The organism is Clavibacter capsici (genome assembly GCF_001280205.1).
Lineage (GTDB): Bacteria > Actinomycetota > Actinomycetes > Actinomycetales > Microbacteriaceae > Clavibacter > Clavibacter capsici.
The window spans coordinates 1,399,658-1,422,512 of sequence record NZ_CP012573.1 but is presented as its reverse complement, the minus strand read 5'-3'; the positions used below and the strand labels follow the sequence as shown (position 1 = coordinate 1,422,512).

The following is a 22,855-nucleotide window of genomic DNA, read 5'->3' as shown; positions in this document are numbered from 1 at the left end:
CGGCTAGCGTGGGGATCCCACCGACAAGGAGTCCGCGTGCCCCGTCCCACCGACATCATCATCAGCCCGCTCGACGGGAAGCGCGCCGTCGTCACCGGCGGCAACAGCGGCCTCGGCCTCGAGACCGCGCGCCGCCTCGCCGCGGCCGGCGCCTCCGTCGTCCTCACGTCGCGCGACCCCGAGCGCGGCGAGGACGCCGCGGGCACCATCCGCGACCGCCACCCGGGCGTGCACGTCGAGGTCGGGTCCCTCGACCTCGCCGACCTCGCCTCGGTGCGCGCCTTCGCGGACGCGGAGATCGAGCGCGGGCCGATCGACATCCTGGTCGACAACGCGGGCATCATGGCCCCGCCGGACCGGCGCGAGACGCGCGACGGATTCGAGCTCCAGCTCGGCACCAACCACCTCGGGCACTTCGCGCTCACCGGCCTCCTGCTCCCCGCGCTCCAGGCAGCGGACGCGCCGCGCGTGGTGGTCGTCTCGAGCCTCGCGCACTGGATGGGCCGCATCGCGTTCGGCGACCTCCAGTCCGAGCGGCGCTACAGCCCCTGGGCGGCGTACGGGCAGGCCAAGCTCGCGAACCTCCTCTTCATGCGCCGCCTGCAGGCGCTGTCCGACGACCGCGGCTGGGGGCTCACGGCCGTGTCCGCGCACCCCGGCGTCACGTCCACGAACCTCGCGAAGAACGGTCCGGGATCCGGGCCCCAGGGCGTCATGAGCGACCTCGCCGCGAAGTTCGGGCCGGCCGCCATGGGCCAGGACGTGCGCGTGGGCGCGCTGCCGCAGATCCAGGCCGCCACCGGGCTCGGCGTGCACCCCGGCGACTACTACGGTCCGGCGGGCCCCGGCGGGATGAGCGGCATGCCGCACCTCGCCGCCTCGAGCCCGTGGTCCAAGGACCCGGAGCTCGCCCGCCGTCTGTGGGACGCGTCGGAGCAGCTCACCGGCGTCGCCTACCCCGCGTAGCCCGCGACCGATGCACGACGGATGCGCCCGGGTCCCGCCCGGGCGCATTCCCTATGGTGGGGACATGAGCATCGACGCCGACCGCCCCTGGGTACGCAGCTACGCGGACGGGGTGTCGGCCGACATCCCTCCCGTCATCGGCTCCCTGGTCGACATGGTCGAGCGCTCGATCCAGCGGCACGCCAAGGCCGTGGCCCTCGAGTTCTTCGGACGCGAGACGACCTACCGCGAGCTGGGCGACCAGATCGCCCGCGCCGCGGAGGGACTGCGCCGTCTGGGCGTGCGGAAGGGCGACCGCGTCGCGCTCGTCCTGCCGAACTGCCCGCAGCACGTCGTCGCGTTCTACGCGGTGCTGCGGCTCGGCGCGATCGTCGTGGAGCACAACCCGCTCTACACGCCGCGCGAGCTCCGCCACCAGTTCGAGGACCACGGGGCGCGCGTCGCCATCGCGTGGAACACCGTCGTCGGCACCATCCAGGACATGCCGCGCGACGTGCCCGTCGACACCATCGTCTCGGTCGACCTGCCCGCCGCCATGCCGTTCGCCACGCGCCTGAAGCTCCGCCTGCCGGTGCCCGCCGCCCGTCGCGCGCGGGCCGCGATCACCGCGCCCGTGACGGGCACCGTCACCTGGGAGGATCTCGTCGACCACCGCCGCATCGCGGCCTCCCGTCCGAGACCCGAGCTCGACGACACGGCCATCCTCCAGTACACGAGCGGGACGACCGCGAGCCCCAAGGGCGCGATCCTCACCCATCGCAACCTGCACGCGAACGCGATGCAGGGCCGCGCGTGGGTGCCCGGCCTGGCGGACGGCGGCGAGACCGTCTACGGAGTGCTGCCCATGTTCCACGCCTACGGCCTCACGCTCTGCCTCACGTTCGCCATGGCGATCGGCGCGCGCCTCGTGCTCTTCCCGAAGTTCGACGTGGACCTCGTGCTCGCCGCCGCCCGGAAGCACCCGCCGACGTTCCTGCCCGCCGTGCCGCCCATCTACGAGCGCCTGGCGCGCGGGGCGAAGGAGAAGCGCGTGGACCTCACGGGCGTCCGCTTCGCGATCTCCGGCGCCATGAACCTGCCCGTGTCCACCGTCGAGCTGTGGGAGGGCCTCACGGGCGGGTACCTCGTGGAGGGATACGGCCTCACCGAGACGTCGCCCGTCGCGCTCGGCAACCCCATCGGCCCGTCCCGGCGGCCCGGCACCGTCGGCGTCCCGTTCCCGAGCACCGAGGTGCGCGTCGTGGATCCCGAGGACCCCACCGCCGACCGCGCCCCCGGCGAGGAGGGCGAGCTGCTCATCCGGGGCCCGCAGGTGTTCCAGGGCTACTGGCGCCGCCCCGACGAGACGCGCGCGGCGCTCCTCGACGGCGGCTGGTTCCGCACGGGCGACATCGTCCGCGTCGACGCCGACGGCTTCACGACCATCGTCGACCGGATGAAGGAGCTCATCATCACGGGCGGCTTCAACGTCTCCCCCAGCGAGGTCGAGGACGTCGTGCGCGGCGCGCCGGGCGTCCAGGGCGTCGCCGTCGTCGGCCTCCCGTCCGCGGACGGCGGCGAGGACGTCACCGCCGCGGTCGTGCTGGACCCGGGCGCGACCCTCGACGAGGCGGCCATCCGCGCGTACTGCCGCGCGCACCTCACCGCGTACAAGGTCCCGCGCCGCGTCGTGCGCGTGGACGCGCTGCCGACGTCGCTCATCGGCAAGGTGCTCCGCCGGCAGGTGCGCGAGGACCTCCAGCGCGAAGGCTGACCGCCGCCTGGCAGGACGGGCTCAGGCCGGTGTCGGCGGACCGCGACGGTCCTACGGTGGAAGGGCACGTTTCGTGCACCAACCATCGAAGGAGCGCAATGACCAGAGGCATCGCCGTCGTCACCGGAGGAACCGCGGGGCTGGGACGGGCCACCGTCCGGGAGCTCGCGGACCGCGGCTGGGACGTCGCCGTCCTCGCGCGCGGCGAGGACGGGCTCGCGGGCGCCGTCGCCGACATCGAGGCGCGCGGGCGCCGCGGCCTCGGCATCTCCACCGACGTCGCCGACCGCCTGGCCGTCGAGGCCGCGGCCGACCGCGTCGAGGACGAGCTCGGCCCCATCGACCTGTGGGTCAACGACGCCATGGTCGGCGTCTTCGGCGAGTTCCTCACGACCGACCCGGCCGACTTCGAGCGCGCCACGGCCGTCAACTACTTCGGCTTCGTCAACGGCACGCGCGCCGCCCTCAGCCGCATGGTGCCGCGCGACCGGGGCCACGTGATCCAGGTCGGCTCGGCGCTCGCCCACCGCGGGATCCCGCTGCAGGCCGCCTACTGCGCCGCCAAGCACGCCGTGCAGGGCTTCACCGAGTCGGTGACGACCGAGCTGATCCACAACGAGAGCAAGGTCACGATCTCCACCGTCGACATGCCCGCGCTCAACACGATCCAGTTCAACTGGGTCAAGTCGCAGCTGCCGCACCACCCGCAGCCCGTCCCGCCGATCTTCGAGCCGGAGGTGGGCGCGCAGGCCATCGCGGCCGTCGCCGAGAAGCCGAAGCGCCGCAACTGGGTGGGCGAGCCGACGGTGAAGACCGTCCTCGGCAACCGCTTCGTCGCGAACTGGCTCGACGGCTACCTCGCCAAGGTCGGCTACTCGGGCCAGCAGGCCGCCGAGAAGACGCAGATCATGCTGCCGACCAACCTCTACGCGCCGACCGCGGGCGACCACGGCGCGCGCGGCATCTTCAGCGACCAGGCCCGCACCATGAGCCCGCAGATCTGGATCGTCCGCAACCGCGCGAAGACCGTCGCGATCGGCGCGGGCGCCCTGCTCTCCGGCGTCGTCGCCGGGGCCGCCGCGCTCCGTCGCCGATAGCCTCGACGGATGGGTGACATCGACGCGGTCGTGGTCGGATCCGGACCGAACGGCCTGGCCGCGGCCGTGACGATGGCCCGCGCGGGCCTGCGGGTCCAGGTGCACGAGCGGGCGGACACGATCGGCGGCGGCAGCCGCACGGCCGAGCTCACGCTCCCGGGCTTCCACCACGACATCTGCTCGGCGGTGCACCCGATGGCGCTCGCGTCCGGGTTCTTCCGGGCCTTCCAGCTCGAGCGGCGGATCGATCTCGTCGTCCCCGAGATCTCCTACGGCCATCCGCTCGACGGCGGCGTCTCGGGGATCGCCTACCGCGACATCGACCGCACCGCCGACGCGCTCGGCGTCGACGGGCGGGCATGGCGGCAGCTGATGGGCCCGCTCGCCGCGCAGGCCGATCGCGTCGCCCAGTTCACGAACGGCCCGCTGCTCCAGGTGCCGCGCCACCCGCCCACCGCCATCGCCCTCGGCCTCCGGGCGCTCGAGCAGGGGTCGCCCCTGTGGAACGCGCGCTTCCGCGGCGACGTCGCGCCGGCCATGTTCACGGGCGTCGCGGCCCACGCGATCCAGACCATGCCGAGCGTGTCGACGGCCGCGGCGGCCCTCTCCCTCGGCGCGTACGCGCACGCGCGCGGCTGGCCCGTGCCGATCGGCGGCAGCCAGGTCATCATCGACGCGATGGTCGACGACCTCCGCGCGCACGGCGGCGACATCGTCACCGGATCCGAGGTCACCTCGCTGGACGAGCTGCCGCGCGCCCGCGCCGTGCTCCTCGACACGAGCGCCCGCGCCCTCGCCCGCATCGCCGGCGACCGCCTGCCCGAGCGCTACCTGCGCGCGATCCGCCGCTTCCGCTACGGCAACGCCGCCTCCAAGGTCGACTTCGCGCTGTCCGGTCCCGTGCCGTGGACGGATCCCGAGCTGCGCCGCGCGGGCACGCTGCACGTCGGCGGTACGCGGGCCGAGATCCAGCGCGCCGAGCGCGACGTGGCCGCCGGACGCCACAGCGAGGACCCGTACGTGCTCGTCGCCCAGCCCTCGATCGACGACCCGGGCCGCGCCCCCGGTGACGGCCACGTGCTGTGGGCGTACACGCACGTGCCGGCGGGATCCACCGTCGACCAGACCGAGGCGATCACGCGGCAGATCGAGCGCTTCGCGCCGGGCTTCCGCGACCTGATCCTCGCCTCGTCCAGCATCGACGCCGTCGGGATGGAGGAGCACGACCCCAACTACATCGGCGGCGACATCGCGGCGGGCGCCGCGAGCGTGTGGCAGCTGCTCGCCCGCCCGGTGCTCTCGCCGGATCCGTGGCGCACCCCGGCCGCGGGCGTCTACCTCGCGTCGAGCTCGGCCACGCCCGGTCCCGGGGTGCACGGCATGGCCGGCTATCAGGCCGCCCGGAGCGCGCTGCGGCACGAGTTCGGGATCGAGCGCGGGCCCGACCTCTCGCTGTAGCAGGGCGGGTCGCGGCCGTCGAGCCCCGGTGTCCCGATTACCGGAGCCTGGACGCGCGGACCAGACTGGACCCATGTCCGTCACCCGCCGCCGCATGAAGTGCTCGCCCTCCGACGTCGCCGAGGTGATCGCCGACGGCTGGCTGTTCCCCGCGTGGGTGGTCGGCGCCTCCCGGATGCGGGCGGTGGACGACGCGTGGCCCGCCGTCGGCGCGAAGCTCCACCACTCCTTCGGCTCCTGGCCGATCCTCATCGACGACGCCACCACCGTGCTCGAGTGGGACGCCCCGCGCCGCATGGTCATGCAGCCCAAGGGCTGGCCCCTCGGCGAGGCCCGGGTGACGGTCGAGGTGCGGACCCTGCCCGACGGCTGCGAGGTCCGCATGACCGAGGAGGCCGTGCGCGGCCCCGGGCGGCTCGTCCCCGCACCGCTGCTGGACCTCCTCCTGCACGCCCGGAACGTCGAGACGCTCCACCGGCTCGCCTACCTCGCCGAGGGGCGGCACGCCGGCCGGTCGTGATCCGCGCCCCCGCGCCGTCGCCTCCGCGTCACCGGTCGGCGGACCGCCCAGGCCTAGGGTGGGAGGGGTGAGCACCCCCACCGACCGGCCCTGGCTGGCCAGCTACGCCCCGGACGTCCCGCACGAGATCGACCTGCCGCAGGGATCGCTCGTCGACATCGTCGACCAGTCCGTGCTCCGCTTCCCCGGCGGCACCGCGCTCGACTTCCTCGGCGCGGAGACGAGCTACCGGGAGCTCGGCGAGCAGATCGCCCGCGCCGCCCAGGGCCTCCACGACGCCGGGGTCCGCGCCGGGGACCCCGTCGCGATCGTGCTGCCGAACTGCCCCCAGCACGTCGTGGCCTTCTACGCCGTGCTCCGCCTCGGGGCCGTGGTCGTGGAGCACAACCCGCTCTACACGCCGCGCGAGCTGCAGCACCAGTTCGAGGACCACCGGGCGCGCACCGTGATCGCGTGGGACCGGTCGGTCGCCACCGTGCAGGCGCTGCCGGAGGGCGTGCGGCCCGAGCGCATCGTGTCCGTCGACGTCACGCGCGCGATGCCGCGGAGGACGCGGCTCCTCCTCCGCCTGCCGGTCCCGAAGGCCCGCGCGGCGCGCGCCGCCATCGCGGCGAAGGTGACCGGCACCACGACCTGGGAGCGGATCGTGGCCGCGGCGCCCCTGCCCGCCGACCACCGGCGGCCGGCGGCGGAGGACCTGGCGGTGATCCAGTACACGAGCGGCACCACGGGCGCGCCGAAGGGCGCCGAGCTCACGCACCTCAACCTGAGCGCCAACGCCGCGCAGTCCCGGGCGTGGGTGCCCACCGTCCCGCGGGGCACGAGCGTCGTCTACGCCGTGCTGCCCATGTTCCACGCCTACGGGCTGACCCTCTGCCTCACCTTCGCGATGAGCATGGGGTCGCGCCTCGTGCTCTTCCCGCGCTTCGAGCCCGACCTCGTGCTGCAGGCGATCCGCCGCCACCCGCCGACGTTCCTGCCGGCCGTGCCGCCCATCTACGCGCGCCTCCGCCAGGCCGCGGAGGACGCGGGCGTGTCCCTCGAGGGCATCTCCATCTCCATCTCCGGGGCGATGGCCCTGCCCGAGACGGTCGTCGTGCCGTGGGAGGAGCAGACGGGCGGCTGGCTCGTGGAGGGCTACGGCCTCTCCGAGTGCTCGCCCGTGCTCATGGCCAACCCCGTCGGCGACACGCGGCGCGCCGGGACGGTCGGCCTGCCGCTGCCGAACACCGAGGTGCGCGTCGTGGACCCGGACGACCCGTCGGTCGACCGGCCCGCGGGCGAGGCCGGCGAGCTGCTCGTGCGCGGACCGCAGGTGTTCCGCGGCTACCACGGCCGGCCCGACGAGACGGCAGCCGCGCTGCTCGAGGGCGGCTGGTTCCGCACGGGCGACGTCGTGACGATCGACGCCGACGGCTTCGTCCGCATCGCCGACCGGATCAAGGAGCTCATCATCACGGGCGGCTTCAACGTCTCGCCGTCCGAGGTGGAGGACGCGGTGCGCGAGCTCGACGGCGTGAAGGACGCGGCCGTCGTCAGGATCCCGCGCGACGGGGGCGACGAGGAGGTCGTCGCGGCCGTGGTGCTCGAGGAGGGCGCGACGCTCGACGAGCAGGCCGCCCGGGCGACGCTGCGCGCCGAGCTCACCCCCTACAAGGTGCCGCGCCGGATCGTGGTGCTCGACGAGCTGCCGACCTCGCTCCTCGGCAAGGTGCTGCGGCGCAAGGTGCGCGAGGGGATCCTCGAGGCGGGCTGACCCGCCCCGGCTCAGAAGAAGTCGCCGCCGCCGAAGTCGCCGCCGCCGAGGTCCGCGCCGCCGCCGAAGTCGCCCGCACCGAAGTCGCCCGCACCGAGGTCGCCGGCGTTCGCGTCCGCGGCCCCGGCGTCGGTCGCGCCGGCGTCGGCGCCCGCGTCACCGCCGTCGGTCCCGGCGTCCGCACCCGCGTCGCCCGCCTGGTCCTGGCCGACCGCGTCGGGGATCAGCGCCTGCGCGATGGCCGAGCCGACCACCACGCCCGCGATGGTGCCGAGCATGGATCCGGCGATCATGCCGCCCATGCCCATGCCGCCCCCGCCGCCGGCCAGCCCGCCGCGCGGGCCGAGGGTGCGCTCGAGCGTGCCGGGCGCCCGCATCTCGGACCGGGTGGCCGAGCGGGCGAGCGACTCCGGACGGTCGTCGACGGGCGCGTCGCCCTCGGCGGCGTCCGCGCTCAGCTGTCGGAAGAGGATCTCGCGCTGCTCCGGGGTGAGCTTCTGGAAGGCCTCGACGTGCACCTCCTCGATCCTCTCCGGCGGCGCCGTACGGAGGAGGTAGCGGTAGCGCTCCACCGCGACCTCGTCGGCGCTGCGCTCCCGCGGGGCGGACGCGGATCCGCGCCGGTCGTCGGGCTGCTCGTCGCGGCCCAGGAGCCTGTCCAGGAATCCCATGGTGGTGCCTCTCGCAGAGGGCCGGATCGGCGCGGGTCGCCGACCGCATCGGCCGCGCGTCACGCTATCCGGCGCGGCAGGGAGAGCCGTGGGAGGCGCGTGCGCATCACCCGGGCGCGGGCCTCAGCGGTCCGCGCGGCGCTGCGCGAGGCGGCGGCGCACCGCGCGCCCCACCAGCAGGAGCAGCAGGATCCCGAGCACCGCGTACACGGCGTAGTCGAGGTACTGCGCGTACCGGTCGATGAGCTCGTACTGGCTGCCGAGCGCGGCGCCGAGCCCGATGAGGGCGCCGTTCCAGAGCCCGCTGCCGGCGATCGTGTAGAAGCTGAAGGTGCCGAGGTGCATGCCCGCCGCGCCCGCGGGGAGCGAGATGAGGCTGCGGACGCCGGGCACGAGCCGCCCGAAGAACACCGCCGAGCGGCCGTGCCGGTGGAACCATGAGGCGGCCACCTCGAAGTCGTGGCGCTCCACGAGCGGGAGCTTGGAGAGCACGCGGATGGTCCGCTCCTCCCCCGCCTTCCGGCCGAGCCAGTAGAGCAGCAGGGCGCCGAGGTAGGCGCCGAGCGTGCTCGCGACGATGACGAGGACCAGGTTCATGCGCCCGGTGGCCGCGACGAAGCCCGCGAGCGGGAGCACGACCTCGCTGGGGATGGGCGGGAAGACCGTCTCGATGAAGGTCATCGCGCCGACGCCCGCCTCGCCGAGCGCCTCGATCACGCGCGCGGCGGCGCCCACGAGACCGTCGAGGCCCTGGAGCGGGTCCTCGCCCGTCGCGGCGGGGCGGACGCCGGCGATCGTCGTCGTCGGCAGGAGGGTCGGCGGCATCAGGGCGGTCACCCGACCACGGTACCCGGCCGGTCGCCGCGCGCCCGGACCCCGTCGCGGCGCGGATGGCCGGGTCATCGCCGGCGGCGGGGACCCGGATGACGTCCGCCGGCGCCACGCCCGGGCGTCCCGCCGTCGTCGTCCGATCCGCCCGCCGTCCGCCGAGGTCCCGTACCGTGGTCCGGTGTCCTCCCCGCTCCGCCTCCCCCGGTCCCTCCGCGCCTCCGTCGCCCTGATCGCCGCCGCCGGCGTGGTCGTCGGGCTCGGCGCGTGCACCGCCGAGGATCCCGCTCCCGAGGTGCTGCGGCCCGTGACCGCCGCGCCGGACGCGCCGCTCACCGTGGTGGGCGACGCCGACGACTCGGGCGCGTCCGTCGCGATGAGCGGCAGCCTCTTCCGCTCCTCCCCCGTCGCGGTCCTGGCGCCGTCGGGCGACGTCGCGGCGCAGGAGCTCGGCGCCGAGGCGGCCGTCGCGCTCGGCGCGCCCCTCATCGTCGCGGGCTCCGGGGCGCAGCCCGAGATCGAGCGCCTGGGCTCCTCGGGCGTGCTGGCGGTGGGCGATCTCGCGGAGGACGCGACCTCCGGCCTCCCCGACGCGACGACGGTGGTCCGCGCCGACCACGCCGCCGACGTGGCGCGCGTGACGGGCGCGGACGTGGCGGACGCCGCGGACGCGGATCCCGCCGCCGCCGTGGCGCGCGTCGCCGGCCTCGCGGCGCCCGACGCCGGCGCGAGCCCCACGCCGTCCGCCGGGTCCTCGGACGACGCGCTGCCGTCCACCGCGCCCGCCGCCGCCGTCCCCGGTGCGCACGCGCTCGCCACCGACGCGGGGTCGTCCCTCGCGGCGGTCGCCACGGCGCGCGCTGCCGGCGTGGGCGTCACGGTCGTGCCCGAGGCGAACCCGGATCCGCGCGCCTCCGCCGACGCCGTCGCCGCGCTGCACGAGGCGGGCGCGACCAGCACCATCGCCGTCGGCACCGCGTACGCCGACGACCCGACCCTCGAGGGCCGGATCCGCACCGCCGCCACGGGCGACCAGCTCCCGGGCGGCGGCCAGCTCGTCCTGCCGGGCAAGCGCTACGTCGCCCTGTACGGCGCGGCCGGCACGGGCGCGCTCGGCGTGCTCGGCGAGCAGGGCCCCACGGAGGCCGTCGCGCGCGCGAAGGCGCAGGCCGCCGAGTACCAGCCGTTCTCCGACGAGCCCGTGATCCCCATGTTCGAGCTCATCGCGACGGTCGCCGCGGGCTCGGCAGGTCCCGACGGCGACTACTCCTCCGAGGTGCCCGTCGAGACGCTGCAGCCGTGGATCGACGCGGCCCGCGACGCCGGCGTCTACGTCGTCATCGACCTCCAGCCCGGCCGCACCGACTTCCTCACGCAGGCGAAGCGCTACGAGTCCGTGCTCGCCCAGCCGGGCGTGGGCCTCGCGCTCGACCCCGAGTGGCGGCTCGGCCCGGACCAGGTGCCGCTGAAGCAGATCGGCAGCGTGTCCGCCGCCGAGGTGGACGCGACGACCGACTGGCTCGCCGGCGTCGTGCGCGACCGCGGACTCCCGCAGAAGATGCTGGTGCTGCACCAGTTCCGGCTGAGCATGATCCAGGACCGCGCGTCCCTCGACATGTCGCACCCCGAGCTCGCGATGCTCGTGCACGCCGACGGGCAGGGCGGCCAGCCCGACAAGCAGGCCACCTGGCGGGCGCTGCACGCCGACGCGCCCGCGGGCCTCGCGTGGGGCTGGAAGAACTTCATCGACGAGGACGCGCCGATGCTCACGCCCGAGCAGACCATGCGCGACGTCTCCCCCGTGCCGGACCTCGTCACCTACCAGTAGGCGGCGAGGCCGGGCCGGGCTCCGCGGTCAGGACTCGGTGACGACGCCCTGGTCCACGTGCCAGTGCCGGTCGAGCCGCACGGCGTCGAGCATCCGCCGGTCGTGCGTGACGAGGAGCAGGGTGCCGTCGTAGGAGTCGAGCGCCTGCTCGAGCTGCTCGATGGCGGGCAGGTCGAGGTGGTTCGTCGGCTCGTCGAGCACGAGCAGGTTGACCCCGCGCGCCTGCAGCAGCGCGAGCCCGGCACGCGTGCGCTCCCCGGGCGAGAGGCCGTCGACGTGCCGCGTGACGTGGTCGGCGCGCAGGCCGAACTTCGCGAGGAGCGTGCGGACCTCCGCGGGCGACATGTCCGGCACCTGCTCCGCGAAGGACTCCGCGAGCGGCAGCTCGCCGCGGAGCGACGCGCGCGCCTGGTCGATCTCGCCCACCTGCACGCTGCGGCCGGGTGAGGCGTCACCGGCGTCGGGCGGGATGCGGCCGAGGATCAGTCCGAGGAGCGTCGACTTGCCGGCGCCGTTCGGGCCGGTGATCCCGATGCGATCGCCGCCGTCGACCTGGAGGGAGACGGGGCCGAGCGTGAAGCCGCCGCGCGTGACGGTCGCCTCCCGCAGCGTCGCGACCACGGCGCTGGAGCGCGGCGCCTGCCCGATGGTGAAGGCGAGCTCCCACTCCTTGCGCGGCTCCTCGACCTCCTCGAGGCGGGCGATGCGGCTCTCCATCTGGCGGACCTTCTGCCCCTGCTTCTCGCTGGACTCGGCCGACGCCTTCCGGCGGATCTTGTCGTTGTCGGGCGCCTTGCGCATCGCGTTGCGCACCCCCTGCGACGACCACTCGCGCTGCGTGCGAGCGCGGGAGACGAGGTCGGCCTTGGTGTCGGCGTACTGCTCGTAGGCCTCGCGCGCGTGGCGGCGCGCGACCTGGCGCTCCTCGAGGAACGCGTCGTAGCCGCCCTCGTAGACGCGGACGCTGTCCTGGGCGAGGTCGAGCTCGACGACGGTGGTGACGCAGCGGGCGAGGAACTCGCGGTCGTGCGAGACGAGCACGACGCCGCCGCGGAGGCCGCGCACGAAGGACTCGAGGCGCGCGAGGCCGTCGAGGTCGAGGTCGTTGGTGGGCTCGTCGAGGAGCACGACGTCGAAGCGGCTGAGGAGGAGCGCGGCGAGGGCCACGCGGGCCGCCTGTCCGCCCGAGAGCCCCGCGGTGGGGAGCTGCGGATCGAGGTCGAGGCCGAGCTCCGCGAGCGTCACGGGCAGGCGCTCGTCGAGGTCGGCCGCGCCGCTCGCCATCCAGCGGTCGAGCGCGGTGCCGTACGCGTCGTCGGCGCCGGGCAGGCCCTCGCCGAGCGCGACGGCCGTGCGGTCGAGCTCCGCGGACGCCTCGGCGCAGCCCGTGCGGCGGGCGACGTAGCCCGCGACGGTCTCGCCCGGGATCCGCTCGTGCTCCTGCGGCAGCCAGCCGATGAACGCGTCGGCGGGCGAGAGCAGCACGCGGCCGTCCTGCGGCGCGTCGACGCCGGCGAGGAGCCGCAGCAGCGTGCTCTTGCCGGCGCCGTTCGCGCCGACGAGGCCCACGACGTCCCCGGGCGCGACCGTGAGGTCGAGCCCGGAGAACAGCGTGCGGTGCCCGTGGCCTCCGGCGAGGCCCCGGGCGACGAGGGTGGCGGTCACGAGGCCTGCGCGCGCTCCAGCACGAGCTCGCGGACGCGCGCCGCGTCCGCCTGGCCGCGCATGGCCTTCATCACCGCGCCGATGACGGCGCCGGCGGCCTGCACCTTGCCGTCGCGGATCTTCGCGAGCACGTCGGGCTGGGCCTGGAGCGCCTCGTCGATGGCGGCGATGAGCGGTCCGTCGTCGGACACGACCGCGAGGCCGCGGGCGTCCACGACCTCCTGCGCCGTGCCCTCGCCGTCGATGACGCCCTCGATCACATCGCGCGCGAGGCGGTTCGTCAGCGTGCCGGCCTCGACCAGCTCGATGACGGACGCGACCTGCTCGGCGGTGATGAGCGTCGCCGCGTCCACGCCGCGCGCGTTCGCGATGCGGGCGATCTCGCCCGTCCACCACTTGCGCGCCGCCTGCGGCGCTGCCCCGGCCTCGACCGTGTCGACGAGCTCGGTGAGGAGCCCGGAGTTCACGACGTCCTGGAACTCGAGGTCGGTGAAGCCCCACTCGGCCTTGAGCCGGCGGCGGCGGATCGCGGGCGCCTCGGGGAGGGCCGCCCGCAGCTCCTCGATCAGCTCGGCGCTCGGCTGCACGGGCAGAAGGTCGGGCTCCGGGAAGTAGCGGTAGTCGTCGGCGTCGCTCTTCGGGCGGCCGGCGGACGTGCGGCCGGTGTCCTCGTGCCAGTGCCGCGTCTCCTGCGTGATCGTCCCGCCCGCGGCGAGGATCGCGGCCTGGCGCTGGATCTCGTAGCGGATGGCGCGCTCGACGCTGCGGAGCGAGTTGACGTTCTTCGTCTCCGTGCGGGTGCCGAGCTCGCCGGATCCGCGCGGGCTCAGCGAGATGTTCGCGTCGCAGCGGAGGTTGCCGCGCTCCATCTTCGCGTCGGAGATGCCGAGCGCCACGACGATGTCGCGGATGGTCGACACGTACGCCTTCGCGAGCTCGGGCGCCTCGGCTTCCGCGCCGTAGATGATGTCCGTGACGATCTCCACGAGCGGCACGCCCGCGCGGTTGTAGTCGACCAGCGAGTGGTCGGCGCCCTGGATCCGGCCCGTCGCGCCGCCCACGTGCGTGAGCTTCCCGGCGTCCTCCTCCATGTGCGCGCGCTCGATGGGCACCGTCACGATGCGGCCGTCGGGCATCTCCACCTCGACGGAGCCGCGGTACGCGATGGGCTCGTCGAACTGGCTGATCTGGTAGTTCTTCGCGAGGTCCGGGTAGAAGTAGTTCTTCCGGGCGAAGCGCGAGCTCTCCGCGATCGAGCAGCCGAGCGCGAGGCCCAGGCTGATCGAGTAGCGCACGGCCTGCTCGTTCACCACGGGCAGCGAGCCCGGGAGGCCGAGGTCCACCGGCGTGATGTTGGTGTTCGGCTCGCCGCCGAAGAAGTTCGGGGCGTCGGAGAACATCTTCGTGCGCGTGTTCAGCTCCACGTGCACCTCGAACCCGAGCACGGGCTCGAACATCTCGATGGCCTTGTCGTAGTCCATCAGCTCTGCCTTGGCCATCAGTGCGTGTCTCCGTCCGTGGTGCGCGTCGCGGCGCGCGCGAGCTCGGGTGCCTGGGCGAGCAGCGGCCCGCCCCACTGCCGCTCGAGGATGCCCTCGAGCGCGGCGCCGACCGTGTAGAGGCGCGCGTCCTCGCGGGCGGGCGCCATGAACTGGATCCCGACGGGCAGGCCGTCCTCGGGCGCGAGCCCGATGGGGAGGCCGATGCCGGGCACGCCCGCGAGGTTCGCGGGGATCGTCGTCAGGTCGTTGAGGTACATGGCCAGCGGGTCGTCGAGCTTCTCGCCGAGCTTGAACGCCGTGGTGGGCGCGCTCGGCGTGACGAGCACGTCGACCTGCTGGAACGCGGCGTCGAAGTCGCGCTGGATCAGCGTGCGCACCTTCTGCGCGCTGCCGTAGTACGCGTCGTAGTAGCCGGCGCTCAGGGCGTAGGTGCCGAGGATGATGCGGCGCTTGACCTCGGGGCCGAAGCCGGCCTCGCGGGTCGCGGCCATGACGTCCTCGACGGTGCCGCCGCCGGGCGGGTTGACCCGGAGGCCGAAGCGCACCGAGTCGAACTTGGCGAGGTTGCTCGACGCCTCCGCGGGGAGGATCAGGTAGTACGCGGCGATGGCGTGCTCGAAGTTCGGCGCGCTCACCTCCACGATCTCGGCGCCGGCCTCGGCGAGGAGCGCGAGCGCCTCGCGGAAGCGCTGCGTGACGCCGGCCTGGAAGCCCTCGCCGTCGAGCTGCTTGACGACGCCGACGCGGACGCCCTTCAGCGATCCCTCGCGCTGCCCGGCCCGCGCGGCGTCCGCGAAGGACGGCCACGCGTCGGTGAGCGACGTGGAGTCGCGCGGGTCGTGCCCGCCGATGACGTCGTGCACGAGCGCCGAGTCGAGCACCGTGCGGGAGACGGGGCCGACCTGGTCGAGGCTGGAGGCGAGCGCGATGGCGCCGTAGCGGCTCACGCCGCCGTAGGTGGGCTTGACGCCGACCGAGCCGGTGACGGCCGCGGGCTGGCGGATGGATCCGCCGGTGTCGGAGCCGAGCGCGACGGGCGCCTCGAACGCGGCGACCGCGGCCGCGGATCCGCCGCCCGAGCCGCCGGGGATGCGGTCGAGGTCCCACGGGTTGTGCGTGGCGCCGAAGGCGGAGTGCTCGGTGGAGGAGCCCATCGCGAACTCGTCCATGTTGGTCTTGCCGAGCGGCACCAGGCCCGCGGCGCGGAGTCGCTGCACGACGGTGGCGTCGTAGGGCGGGGTCCAGCCCTCGAGCATGCGCGAGCCCGCGGTGGACGGCATGTCGATGGTGCAGAGCACGTCCTTGATGGCGATGGGCACGCCCGCGAGCGGGCCGAGGTCGGCGCCGTCGGCGCGCTGGGCGTCGATCTCGGCGGCGCGCCCGAGCGCCCGTTCCCCGGAGACGTGGAGGAACGCGTGGACGTCGCCGTCGACGTGGTCGATGCGGTCGAGGTGCGCGCGCACGGCGTCGACGCTCGACACGTCGCCCGCGGCGAGGCGGTCGGCGAGGGCGGAGGCGCTGAGGCGCGTGAGGTCGTCGGTCATGGTGCTCCTACTGCTCTTCGCCGAGGATGGCCGACACCTTGAAGCGGCTGCCGTCGTGCTCGGGCGCGCCGGCGAGGGCCTGCGCGGTGGTCAGGGTCTCCCCCGGCACGTCGGGCCGGAAGACGTTGACCAGCGGGATGGGGTGGCTCGTGGCGGGGACGTCGGGCGTCGCGACCGCGGTGACCTTCGCGACCGACTCCACGATCAGGCCGAGCTCGGCCGTGAGCGTGTCGATCTCCTCGTCGTCCAGGCGGATGCGCGCGAGGCCGGCGAGGTGCTGCACCTGCTCCCGGCTGATCTGCTCCGTGGGGGTCGGCGCCTGGGGGGTCACGTCCCCGCTGGTCGCGTCGGCGGGCTCGGGCCGGGTGTCGGACATGCGTCTCCAAAGGACTGTGTGCGGGGGTACCGGGAGATTCTATTAGCGTGACCCCCATGCCCACCGCCTCCCGGATCCCCGCCCGACGCCGATCCGGACCGGGCGGCGTCGCGCGCGCCGGGCGGTCGCCGCGCTGGCGCTCGCGGCCCTCGCGGGGTGCGCGCCCGTGCACGACGTGCGCGGCAACTGGCACCTCGTGGCGGCGTCCGACTCCGGCGGCGACCTCGGCGTGGGCGACGCGCTCATCACCATGCGCGTCGGCGGCGGCGCCGTCAGCGGACGCGGCCCGTGCAACGACTACCGCGGACCCATCGGCGACGCCGGCGAGGGGATGCTCCGCGCGGTCGTCCCCGGCACCCTGCCCTGCGAGGACGGCGGCCTCGAGGCGCGCTACCTCCAGGACCTCGCGCGGGTGTCGTCGCTCGAGGTGCACGACGGGCACCTCGTCGCCGCCGGTCCCGACGACGTGCGGCTGGAGTACGCCGAGCGCAGCCGCGGCTGACCGGCGGCGCGGGACCCATCCCGATGCCCGCCGCCGCCCGCTAGCGCCCGCTCGCGTCCGGGTCGCCCGCGGAGGCGACCGGCCGGTCGATGCCGATCAGCGCGAGGTTCCGGAACGACTCCGTGCCGCGGTCGAAGTAGCTGTTGTGGCCCACGGCGCCCGCGAGGCCGCCGTCGGCGGAGACCCCCGCACGGCCGCCCGTGCCCCCGACGCCGAAGAGCCGCGCCCCGAACGACGCGCTGCCCGGGTCCTGGCCGAAGAGCGAGGAGCCGACCACGGGATCCCACGGCGCCTCGCCCACGAACACGCGCCCGGCGGGCACGTCGAGCTGGGACGCCTCCCGCACCGCGCCGCCCGGCGAGCCGACGACGGCGAGGGCGTCGACGGACGCGCGCCCGCTGGAGAGCGCGAGCATGGCCGCCGTCGAGCCGTACGAGTGCGCGATGACGGTGAGGTACGGCGGATCGTCGCGGCGCATGCCCTGGAGCCCCTGGATCGCGTTCTGCAGGCGCTCGGCCCCCTCCTCGGCGAGGGCGAGGGTCGCGATGCCCGTCAGGTCGGGGGTCCGGTAGCCGATCCAGGCGACCGCGGCCACGCCGCCGGAGGTCCGCGCCCCCGTGCCGAGCAGCGTGGTCTGCTGCCTCTGCAGGCGCGCGGTGACCTCCGTCCAGTCCACCAGCCGCTCGGTCACCGGGTAGTACATGCCGGGCACCACGATGTCGACGTAGGCGGCGGTGGCGAGGTCGCCCACCACGACGCCCGCGCGGCCGGGCCAGACGGCGTCGAGCGTGAGCAGGGAGCGGGTGGGGCCGCCCGGCTCGGGTTCGAGCGCGTCGCGCACCTCGGCGAGCATCCGCAGGTCGCGGCCGAGCGCCTGCTGCGCGCCGCGCCCCGGCGTGCGCGCGGCCGACGCGTGCAGCTCCCGCTCCCGCTGGTCGAGGAACCGGCGGTTCGCCGCGTCGCGGTCGTCGAAGGGGATCCCCTCGAGGTTGCCGACGAGCTCGGGCATGCCCTCCGCGAGGTCCCGGCGCGCATCCGACGCGAGGCCCGTCCACCACGCGAGGACGCCCGAGGCCGCCGGCGGCCGGCGGATGAGCTCGCGGACGGTGCCCGGGATGGCGTCCGCCAGGCGCCGCAGCTCCGGGACGTCGAGCTCGGGCAGGGCGGCCAGGAGGGCGACGGGCGAGGTCCCGCGGAGCGCGGCGTCGGAGACGCGGGCGTCGCGGAGCTGCGTCACCACGCGGGCGGGGCTCGGCAGGTGCGCGACGGTCGCGGGATCCGCGGCGTCCGGCCCCGCGAGCACCGCGGGCGGCCGCGTGGCGGCTCGGGCGTCGTCGGCGGGTGCGATGACGACCCCGACCAGTCCGCAGACGATGGCCGAGGCGATCAGCACCACGCGGGCGCGGGACAGCACGATCGGGACCCCCAGTGAGCCGGCGTGGGAGAGCCGGCGCCGGAGGGAGGCGGGCCCGCCGACGCGCCCTGCCATGCTATCGGGGCGGTGCGCCGGGCGGCAGGCCTGATCAGGCCGGGTTCCCGCCTGCCTCGGGTGCGGCGTCGGCCGCCGCGGCCCGCTTCCGGGTCCGCTTCGGCTTCGGCTTCGGCTCGGCGACCGGAGCCTCCGTGGCGGCGTCGGCCGTCGATCCCGCGTCCGGCGTGGCGTCCGCGTCGGGCGCCGGATCCGCGTCCGGCAGGGCGATGGCGTCCGGCCCCTGCTCCACGAGCAGCCGGAACTCGGCCGCGTCGATGATGCGGACGCCCAGCGCCTCGGCCTTGCCGAGCTTGGAGCCCGCGCCGGGGCCGGCCGCGACGTAGTGCGTCTTCTTGCTGACGCTGGATCCGGCCTTGCCGCCCGCCGCCATGATCGCCTCGAGCGCGCCCTCGCGGGTGTACCCCTCGAGCGATCCCGTGGCGACGACCGTGAGGCCGGCGAGCACGCCGCCCGCGGCCGCCGCGGCGCCGGGACCCGGGTGGCCGGGCACGGCCGTGACGACGCCCGCGCGCTCCCAGCGGTCGACGATCTCGCGATGCCAGTCGACCTCGAACCAGTCGAGCAGGGCGTCGGCGATGATGCCGCCCACGCCGTCGACGGCCGCGAGCTCCTCGCGGCTGGCGGCGCGGATGGCGTCGAGCGAGCCGAACCAGCCGGCAAGCGCGCGCGCCGCGACCGGACCCACGTGGCGGATGCTGAGGGCGACGAGGATGCGCCAGAGGTCCTGGGTCTTCGCCTTCTCGAGGTTCTCGAGGAGCACCTCGGCGGACTTCGACGGCACGCTGTCCGCGTCGCCCCACGGCTCGGCGGGGTCGAAGGCGCCGTCGCGCTTCGGGACGCGCTTGCGCCGGAACGGCGTGACGCGCTTGGCCTCGCCGGTCCTCTCGTCCACCTTGACCATGCCGGTCTCGGCGTCGCGGACGACGACCGTGATGGGCACGAGGTCGGCCATCGTCAGCTCGAACAGGCCCGCCTCGGTCTCGAGCGGCGGGTCCTCGGGCTCGAGCGGCTGGGTGAGCGCCGCCGCGGCGACCTCGCCGAGGCCCTCGATGTCGAGCGCGCCGCGCGAGGCCACGTGCTCGACGCGTCCGCGGACCTGGGCGGGGCAGCTGCGCGCGTTCGGGCAGCGGAGGTCGATGTCGCCCTCCTTGGCCGGCCTCAGCGGCGTCCGGCACTCGGGGCAGAGCGTGGGCATGACGAACTCGCGCTCCTCGCCGGTGCGCAGCTCGACGACCGGGCCGAGCACCTCGGGGATGACGTCGCCGGCCTTGCGCAGCACGACCGTGTCGCCGATGAGCACGCCCTTCGCCTTCACGACCTGCTGGTTGTGGAGCGTGGCCTGGCGCACCTCGGATCCGGCGACCTCGACCTTCTCCATGACGGCGAACGGCGTGGCGCGGCCCGTGCGGCCGACGCTCACGACGATGTCGAGGAGCGTCGTGTTGACCTCCTCGGGCGGGTACTTGTAGGCGGTCGCCCAGCGCGGTGCGCGGCTGGTGGCGCCGAGCTCCTCGTGGAGGCCGAGGTCGTCGACCTTGACGACGATGCCGTCGATCTGGTGCTCCACCTCCGCGCGGTGCGCGCCGTGGCGACGCACGAACCCGGCGACCTCGGCGATGTCGTCGAACACCCGGAAGTGCGTCGAGATGGGCAGGCCCCACCCCGCGAGCAGCTCGTAGACCTCGGACTGCGCGGAGACGTGCGCGTCGCGCTCCAGCTCGCGGACGGGCCACGCGCCGATGCCGTGGACGAGCATGCGGAGGCGGCGGATGCGCGCGTGCATGAGCTCAAGGCGCGCGGGGCTCTTGCCCTCCTCCTTCTGCCGCAGGGATCCGGCGGCGGCGTTGCGCGGGTTCGCGAAGACGCGCTCCCCCACCTCCAGCTGCCGGGCGTTGAGCTCGTCGAACTCGGCCACGGGGAAGAAGATCTCGCCGCGCACCTCGACGAGCGCCGGATGCCCGGTGCCGGAGAGGCGCTCGGGGACGGTGCCCATGGTGAGGACGTTCCGCGTGACGTCCTCGCCGACGACGCCGTCGCCGCGCGTGGCCGCCGTGACGAGCACGCCGTGCTCGTAGCGGAGGTTGATGGCGAGCCCGTCGATCTTGAGCTCCGAGAGGTAGCGGACGCGGCCGCTGCCGGCGTCGCGCTCGACCTTGGCCGCCCACTCGGCGAGCTCCTCCTCGCTGAAGACGTTGTCGAGGCTGAGCATGCGCTCGGCGTGCGTGACGGGCGCGAAGAGCGTGGTCTCCGCCCGGCCGCCGACCGTCTGGGTGGGGCTGTCCTGCTTGCGGAGCCGGGGGTGCGCGCGCTCCAGGGCGTCGAGCTCGTGCACGAGCGCGTCGTACTCGGCGTCGCTGACCGTGCTCGCGTTCGAGGCGTAGTACTCGTCGCGGTGGCGCTCGATCACCGCGCGCAGCTCATCGACGCGCGCGGACGCGGCCTCCAGGTCGGCGGGCGTGGTGGCGGGGACGGCGTCGTCCGCGGCGGGCGAGGCGGTGACGGTGTCGCTCACGCGCGTCGCTCCCCCGCGGCAGCGCCGACGAGGTCGGCTCGCATCGGCGGCCTGGCGTCGGCGACGGCGCTCACGGTGCGGTCGATGGTGACCTGGCCGAGCACGCGCGTGCCGGCGTAGACGACGGCGGTCTGCCCGGGGGCGACGCCGTGGAGGTGCTCGCGAGGGGTGATCACGAGCTCGATGATGCCGTCGACCACCGACACCGCCGCACGCGCGGGGACGGGCTCGGCGTGGGCGCGGATCTGCACGTCGCAGTCGAAGGGCTGGTCGGGCCGGGTGGGCGGGGTGCCGGCCCAGGTGAACGAGGACCCGGCGATCTCGCGGATCGCGAGCGCCTCCTGCGGGCCGACCACGACCGTGTTGTCCTTGGGCCGGATCTCCAGCACGAACCGCGGCCGGCCGTCGGGGGCGGGCGTGCCGATCGCGAGGCCCCTGCGCTGCCCGACCGTGAAGGCCGCGGCGCCCTGGTGCGTGCCGATCGCATTGCCCTCGCCGTCGAGGATCTCGCCCGGCGCGGCTCCGACGCGGTCGGCGAGCCAACCGCGGGTGTCGCCGTCGGGGATGAAGCAGATGTCGTGGCTGTCGGGCTTCCGCGCCACCTGGATCCCGCGGGCCTCGGCCTCGGCGCGCACCTCGGCCTTCGAGGGCGTGGATCCGAGCGGGAAGTAGGAGTGCGCGATCTGCTCGGCCGTGAGCACGCCCAGCACGTACGACTGGTCCTTGGCCCACGCGGCCGCGCGGTGCAGCTCGGGCTGCCCGTCGGGTCCCGCGATCACGTCGGCGTAGTGGCCGGTGCACACGGCGTCGAAGCCGAGGTCGAGGGCCTTCTCCAGGAGCGCGGCGAACTTGATCCGCTCGTTGCAGCGCATGCAGGGGTTGGGCGTGCGGCCGGCCTGGTACTCGGCCACGAAGTCGTCGACGACGTCGGCGGCGAAGCGCTCCGAGAAGTCCCACACGTAGAACGGGATGCCGAGGAGGTCGGCGGTGCGGCGCGCGTCCATCGAGTCCTCGATCGTGCAGCAGCCGCGGGATCCGGTGCGCAGCGTCCCCGGCATGCGGCTGAGCGCGAGGTGGACGCCCGTCACGTCGTGCCCGGCGTCGACGGCGCGGGCGGCGGCCACGGCGGAGTCGACTCCGCCACTCATCGCTGCGAGGATCTTCACCCGCTGAGCCTACGCGCCGCGCGCCCCGCGAGACCCGCCCGGGAGGCGCGCGCGACGGCGTCGGGCAGCGCCGCGAGGAGCGCGTCGACGTCGGCCTCGGTGGTGGTGCGGCCGAGCGTGAACCGGAGCGCCCCGCGGGCCTCGTCCTCGGGCACGCCCATGCCGAGGAGCACGTGCGAGACCTCGGGCACGCCGGCCTGGCACGCGGATCCGGTGCTCACCGAGACGCCGGCCATGTCGAGGAGGAGCAGGAGCGAGTCGCCCTGGCAGCCCGCGAAGGTGAGGTGGGCGTTGCCGGGGAGGCGGCCCGCGGGATCCGGGTCGCCGCGGAGGACCGCCCCGGGCACCTCGCGCAGCACCGTCTCGACGAGGCGGTCGCGGAGGGCCGCCAGGCGGACCCGCTCGGCGTCGAGCTCGGCGACCGCGAGCGTCACGGCCGTGGCGAACGCGACGGCGGAGGCGGCGTCCTGCGTGCCCGAGCGCACCTGCCGCTGCTGGCCGCCGCCGTGGATCTGCGGATCGACCGTCGCCTGCCGCGCGAGCACGAGCGCGCCGCTGCCGACGGGACCGCCGACCTTGTGCGCCGAGACGCTCACGGCCGCGACGCCGGCGTCGCGCCAGCGCCGGAACGGGACCGGCATGTGCCCGAGGGCCGCGACCGCGTCGACGTGCACGGGCACCCCGTGCGCGCGGGCGAGGGCGGCGAGCTCCTCGACGGGCTGGATCGTGCCGACCTCGTTGCTCGCGGCGAGGAAGGTGAGGAGGGAGACGGATCCCGGGTCCGCGGCGAGCGCGGCGGCGACCGCGTCGACCCGGATGCGCCCGAGGGCGTCGATCGGGAGCCGCTCGACGACGGCGCCGCGCCGCTCGAGCCACTCGACCGTGTCGACCGTGGCGTGGTGCTCGCCGTCGGGCACGAGGATGCGCGTCCGCCGCGCATCGGCCGCCACGCGCGCGCCGTGCAGCCCCTTGATCCCGAGGTTCACCGACTCGGTGCCGCCGGAGGTGAGGACGACCTCGACCGGGTCCGCGTCGAGCGCCCCGGCGATCCGCTCGCGCGCCTCCTCGAGCACGCGCCGCGCCTCCTGGCCGTGCGAGTGGATGGAGGACGGGTTCCCCACGAGGGTGAGCGCCCCGGCGAGCGCGGCGATCGCCTCGGGCCGCATCGGGGTCGTCGCGGCGTGGTCGAGGTAGACCGTCATGCCCCCTAGCCTAGGTC

Annotated in this window: 18 protein-coding genes; 8 read left to right on the top strand and 10 right to left on the bottom strand. The window is 75.1% G+C overall.

What is annotated here, in order from left to right:
* Nucleotides 1-36: 36 nt before the first annotated feature.
* The 6 genes from AES38_RS06695 to AES38_RS06670 all read left to right on the top strand — a co-directional run bounded on the left by AES38_RS06695 (nucleotide 37) and on the right by AES38_RS06670 (nucleotide 7,550).
* Nucleotides 37-966: an oxidoreductase gene (locus tag AES38_RS06695; RefSeq protein ID WP_053774313.1), complete on the top strand. Its 930-nt coding sequence runs from the start codon at nucleotides 37-39 to the stop codon at nucleotides 964-966.
* A 64-nt stretch (nucleotides 967-1,030) separates the two neighbouring features.
* Nucleotides 1,031-2,719, top strand: a complete 1,689-nt coding sequence (locus tag AES38_RS06690) for a long-chain-fatty-acid--CoA ligase (protein WP_053774312.1) — start codon at nucleotides 1,031-1,033, stop codon at nucleotides 2,717-2,719.
* Between the two features lie 98 nt (nucleotides 2,720-2,817).
* Nucleotides 2,818-3,816 (top strand): SDR family oxidoreductase, encoded by a 999-nt coding sequence (locus AES38_RS06685; RefSeq protein ID WP_053774311.1) that lies wholly within the window; start codon nucleotides 2,818-2,820, stop codon nucleotides 3,814-3,816.
* 9 nt (nucleotides 3,817-3,825) lie between these two features.
* Entirely contained in the window at nucleotides 3,826-5,274 is a 1,449-nt protein-coding gene (locus AES38_RS06680) for a phytoene desaturase family protein (RefSeq protein ID WP_053774310.1), read from the top strand.
* Between the two features lie 73 nt (nucleotides 5,275-5,347).
* Entirely contained in the window at nucleotides 5,348-5,794 is a 447-nt protein-coding gene (locus tag AES38_RS06675; RefSeq protein ID WP_053774309.1) for an SRPBCC family protein, read from the top strand.
* A gap of 67 nt (nucleotides 5,795-5,861) precedes the next feature.
* Nucleotides 5,862-7,550, top strand: coding sequence for a long-chain-fatty-acid--CoA ligase (locus AES38_RS06670; RefSeq protein ID WP_053774308.1), 1,689 nt, complete (start codon nucleotides 5,862-5,864; stop codon nucleotides 7,548-7,550).
* Nucleotides 7,551-7,561: 11 nt separating this feature from the next.
* Here AES38_RS06670 and AES38_RS06665 read toward each other — a convergent pair whose 3' ends face one another.
* Together AES38_RS06665 and AES38_RS06660 are read right to left on the bottom strand one after the other, a co-directional pair.
* Complete coding sequence (locus AES38_RS06665) at nucleotides 7,562-8,221, bottom strand: hypothetical protein (RefSeq protein WP_053774307.1); 660 nt, start codon at nucleotides 8,219-8,221, stop codon at nucleotides 7,562-7,564.
* Nucleotides 8,222-8,344: 123 nt separating this feature from the next.
* A complete protein-coding gene (locus AES38_RS06660; protein ID WP_081001929.1) occupies nucleotides 8,345-9,046 on the bottom strand; it encodes a DedA family protein in 702 nt (233 codons plus the stop codon).
* Between the two features lie 184 nt (nucleotides 9,047-9,230).
* Between AES38_RS06660 and AES38_RS06655 the strand changes: the two genes are divergently transcribed.
* Nucleotides 9,231-10,877: a hypothetical protein gene (locus AES38_RS06655; protein ID WP_053774306.1), complete on the top strand. Its 1,647-nt coding sequence runs from the start codon at nucleotides 9,231-9,233 to the stop codon at nucleotides 10,875-10,877.
* A 27-nt stretch (nucleotides 10,878-10,904) separates the two neighbouring features.
* Here the strand turns inward: AES38_RS06655 and AES38_RS06650 are convergent, their stop codons facing one another.
* From AES38_RS06650 to gatC, 4 genes are read right to left on the bottom strand one after another with little or no spacing between them, the layout of a single operon-like run.
* Nucleotides 10,905-12,542 (bottom strand): ABC-F family ATP-binding cassette domain-containing protein, encoded by a 1,638-nt coding sequence (locus AES38_RS06650; RefSeq protein WP_053774305.1) that lies wholly within the window; start codon nucleotides 12,540-12,542, stop codon nucleotides 10,905-10,907.
* Complete coding sequence (gene gatB, locus AES38_RS06645) at nucleotides 12,539-14,041, bottom strand: Asp-tRNA(Asn)/Glu-tRNA(Gln) amidotransferase subunit GatB (protein ID WP_053774304.1); 1,503 nt, start codon at nucleotides 14,039-14,041, stop codon at nucleotides 12,539-12,541. Before gatB ends, AES38_RS06650 begins: the two co-directional genes overlap by 4 nt.
* Nucleotides 14,041-15,588, bottom strand: coding sequence for an Asp-tRNA(Asn)/Glu-tRNA(Gln) amidotransferase subunit GatA (gene gatA, locus AES38_RS06640; RefSeq protein ID WP_053774303.1), 1,548 nt, complete (start codon nucleotides 15,586-15,588; stop codon nucleotides 14,041-14,043). The genes gatB and gatA overlap by 1 nt, the downstream gene beginning before the upstream one ends.
* Before the next feature lie 7 nt (nucleotides 15,589-15,595).
* The gene (gene gatC / locus AES38_RS06635; protein ID WP_081001858.1) at nucleotides 15,596-15,964 is read right to left on the bottom strand and encodes an Asp-tRNA(Asn)/Glu-tRNA(Gln) amidotransferase subunit GatC; all 369 of its coding nucleotides are present in this window, start codon (nucleotides 15,962-15,964) and stop codon (nucleotides 15,596-15,598) included.
* 166 nt (nucleotides 15,965-16,130) lie between these two features.
* On the opposite strand from gatC, the gene AES38_RS06630 reads away from it, so the two are divergent.
* Nucleotides 16,131-16,466, top strand: coding sequence for an META domain-containing protein (locus AES38_RS06630; RefSeq protein WP_256998881.1), 336 nt, complete (start codon nucleotides 16,131-16,133; stop codon nucleotides 16,464-16,466).
* Between the two features lie 40 nt (nucleotides 16,467-16,506).
* On the opposite strand, the gene AES38_RS06625 is transcribed toward AES38_RS06630, so the two are convergent.
* The 4 genes from AES38_RS06625 to AES38_RS06610 form a co-directional block, all read right to left on the bottom strand.
* Complete coding sequence (locus AES38_RS06625; RefSeq protein WP_053775710.1) at nucleotides 16,507-17,880, bottom strand: alpha/beta hydrolase; 1,374 nt, start codon at nucleotides 17,878-17,880, stop codon at nucleotides 16,507-16,509.
* Nucleotides 17,881-17,989: 109 nt separating this feature from the next.
* A complete protein-coding gene (ligA, locus tag AES38_RS06620) occupies nucleotides 17,990-20,470 on the bottom strand; it encodes an NAD-dependent DNA ligase LigA (RefSeq protein WP_053774302.1) in 2,481 nt (826 codons plus the stop codon).
* Nucleotides 20,467-21,636: a tRNA 2-thiouridine(34) synthase MnmA gene (mnmA, locus tag AES38_RS06615; RefSeq protein ID WP_072174621.1), complete on the bottom strand. Its 1,170-nt coding sequence runs from the start codon at nucleotides 21,634-21,636 to the stop codon at nucleotides 20,467-20,469. The genes ligA and mnmA overlap by 4 nt, the downstream gene beginning before the upstream one ends.
* A complete protein-coding gene (locus AES38_RS06610) occupies nucleotides 21,633-22,838 on the bottom strand; it encodes a cysteine desulfurase family protein (RefSeq protein ID WP_053774301.1) in 1,206 nt (401 codons plus the stop codon). Before AES38_RS06610 ends, mnmA begins: the two co-directional genes overlap by 4 nt.
* Nucleotides 22,839-22,855: the final 17 nt, after the last annotated feature.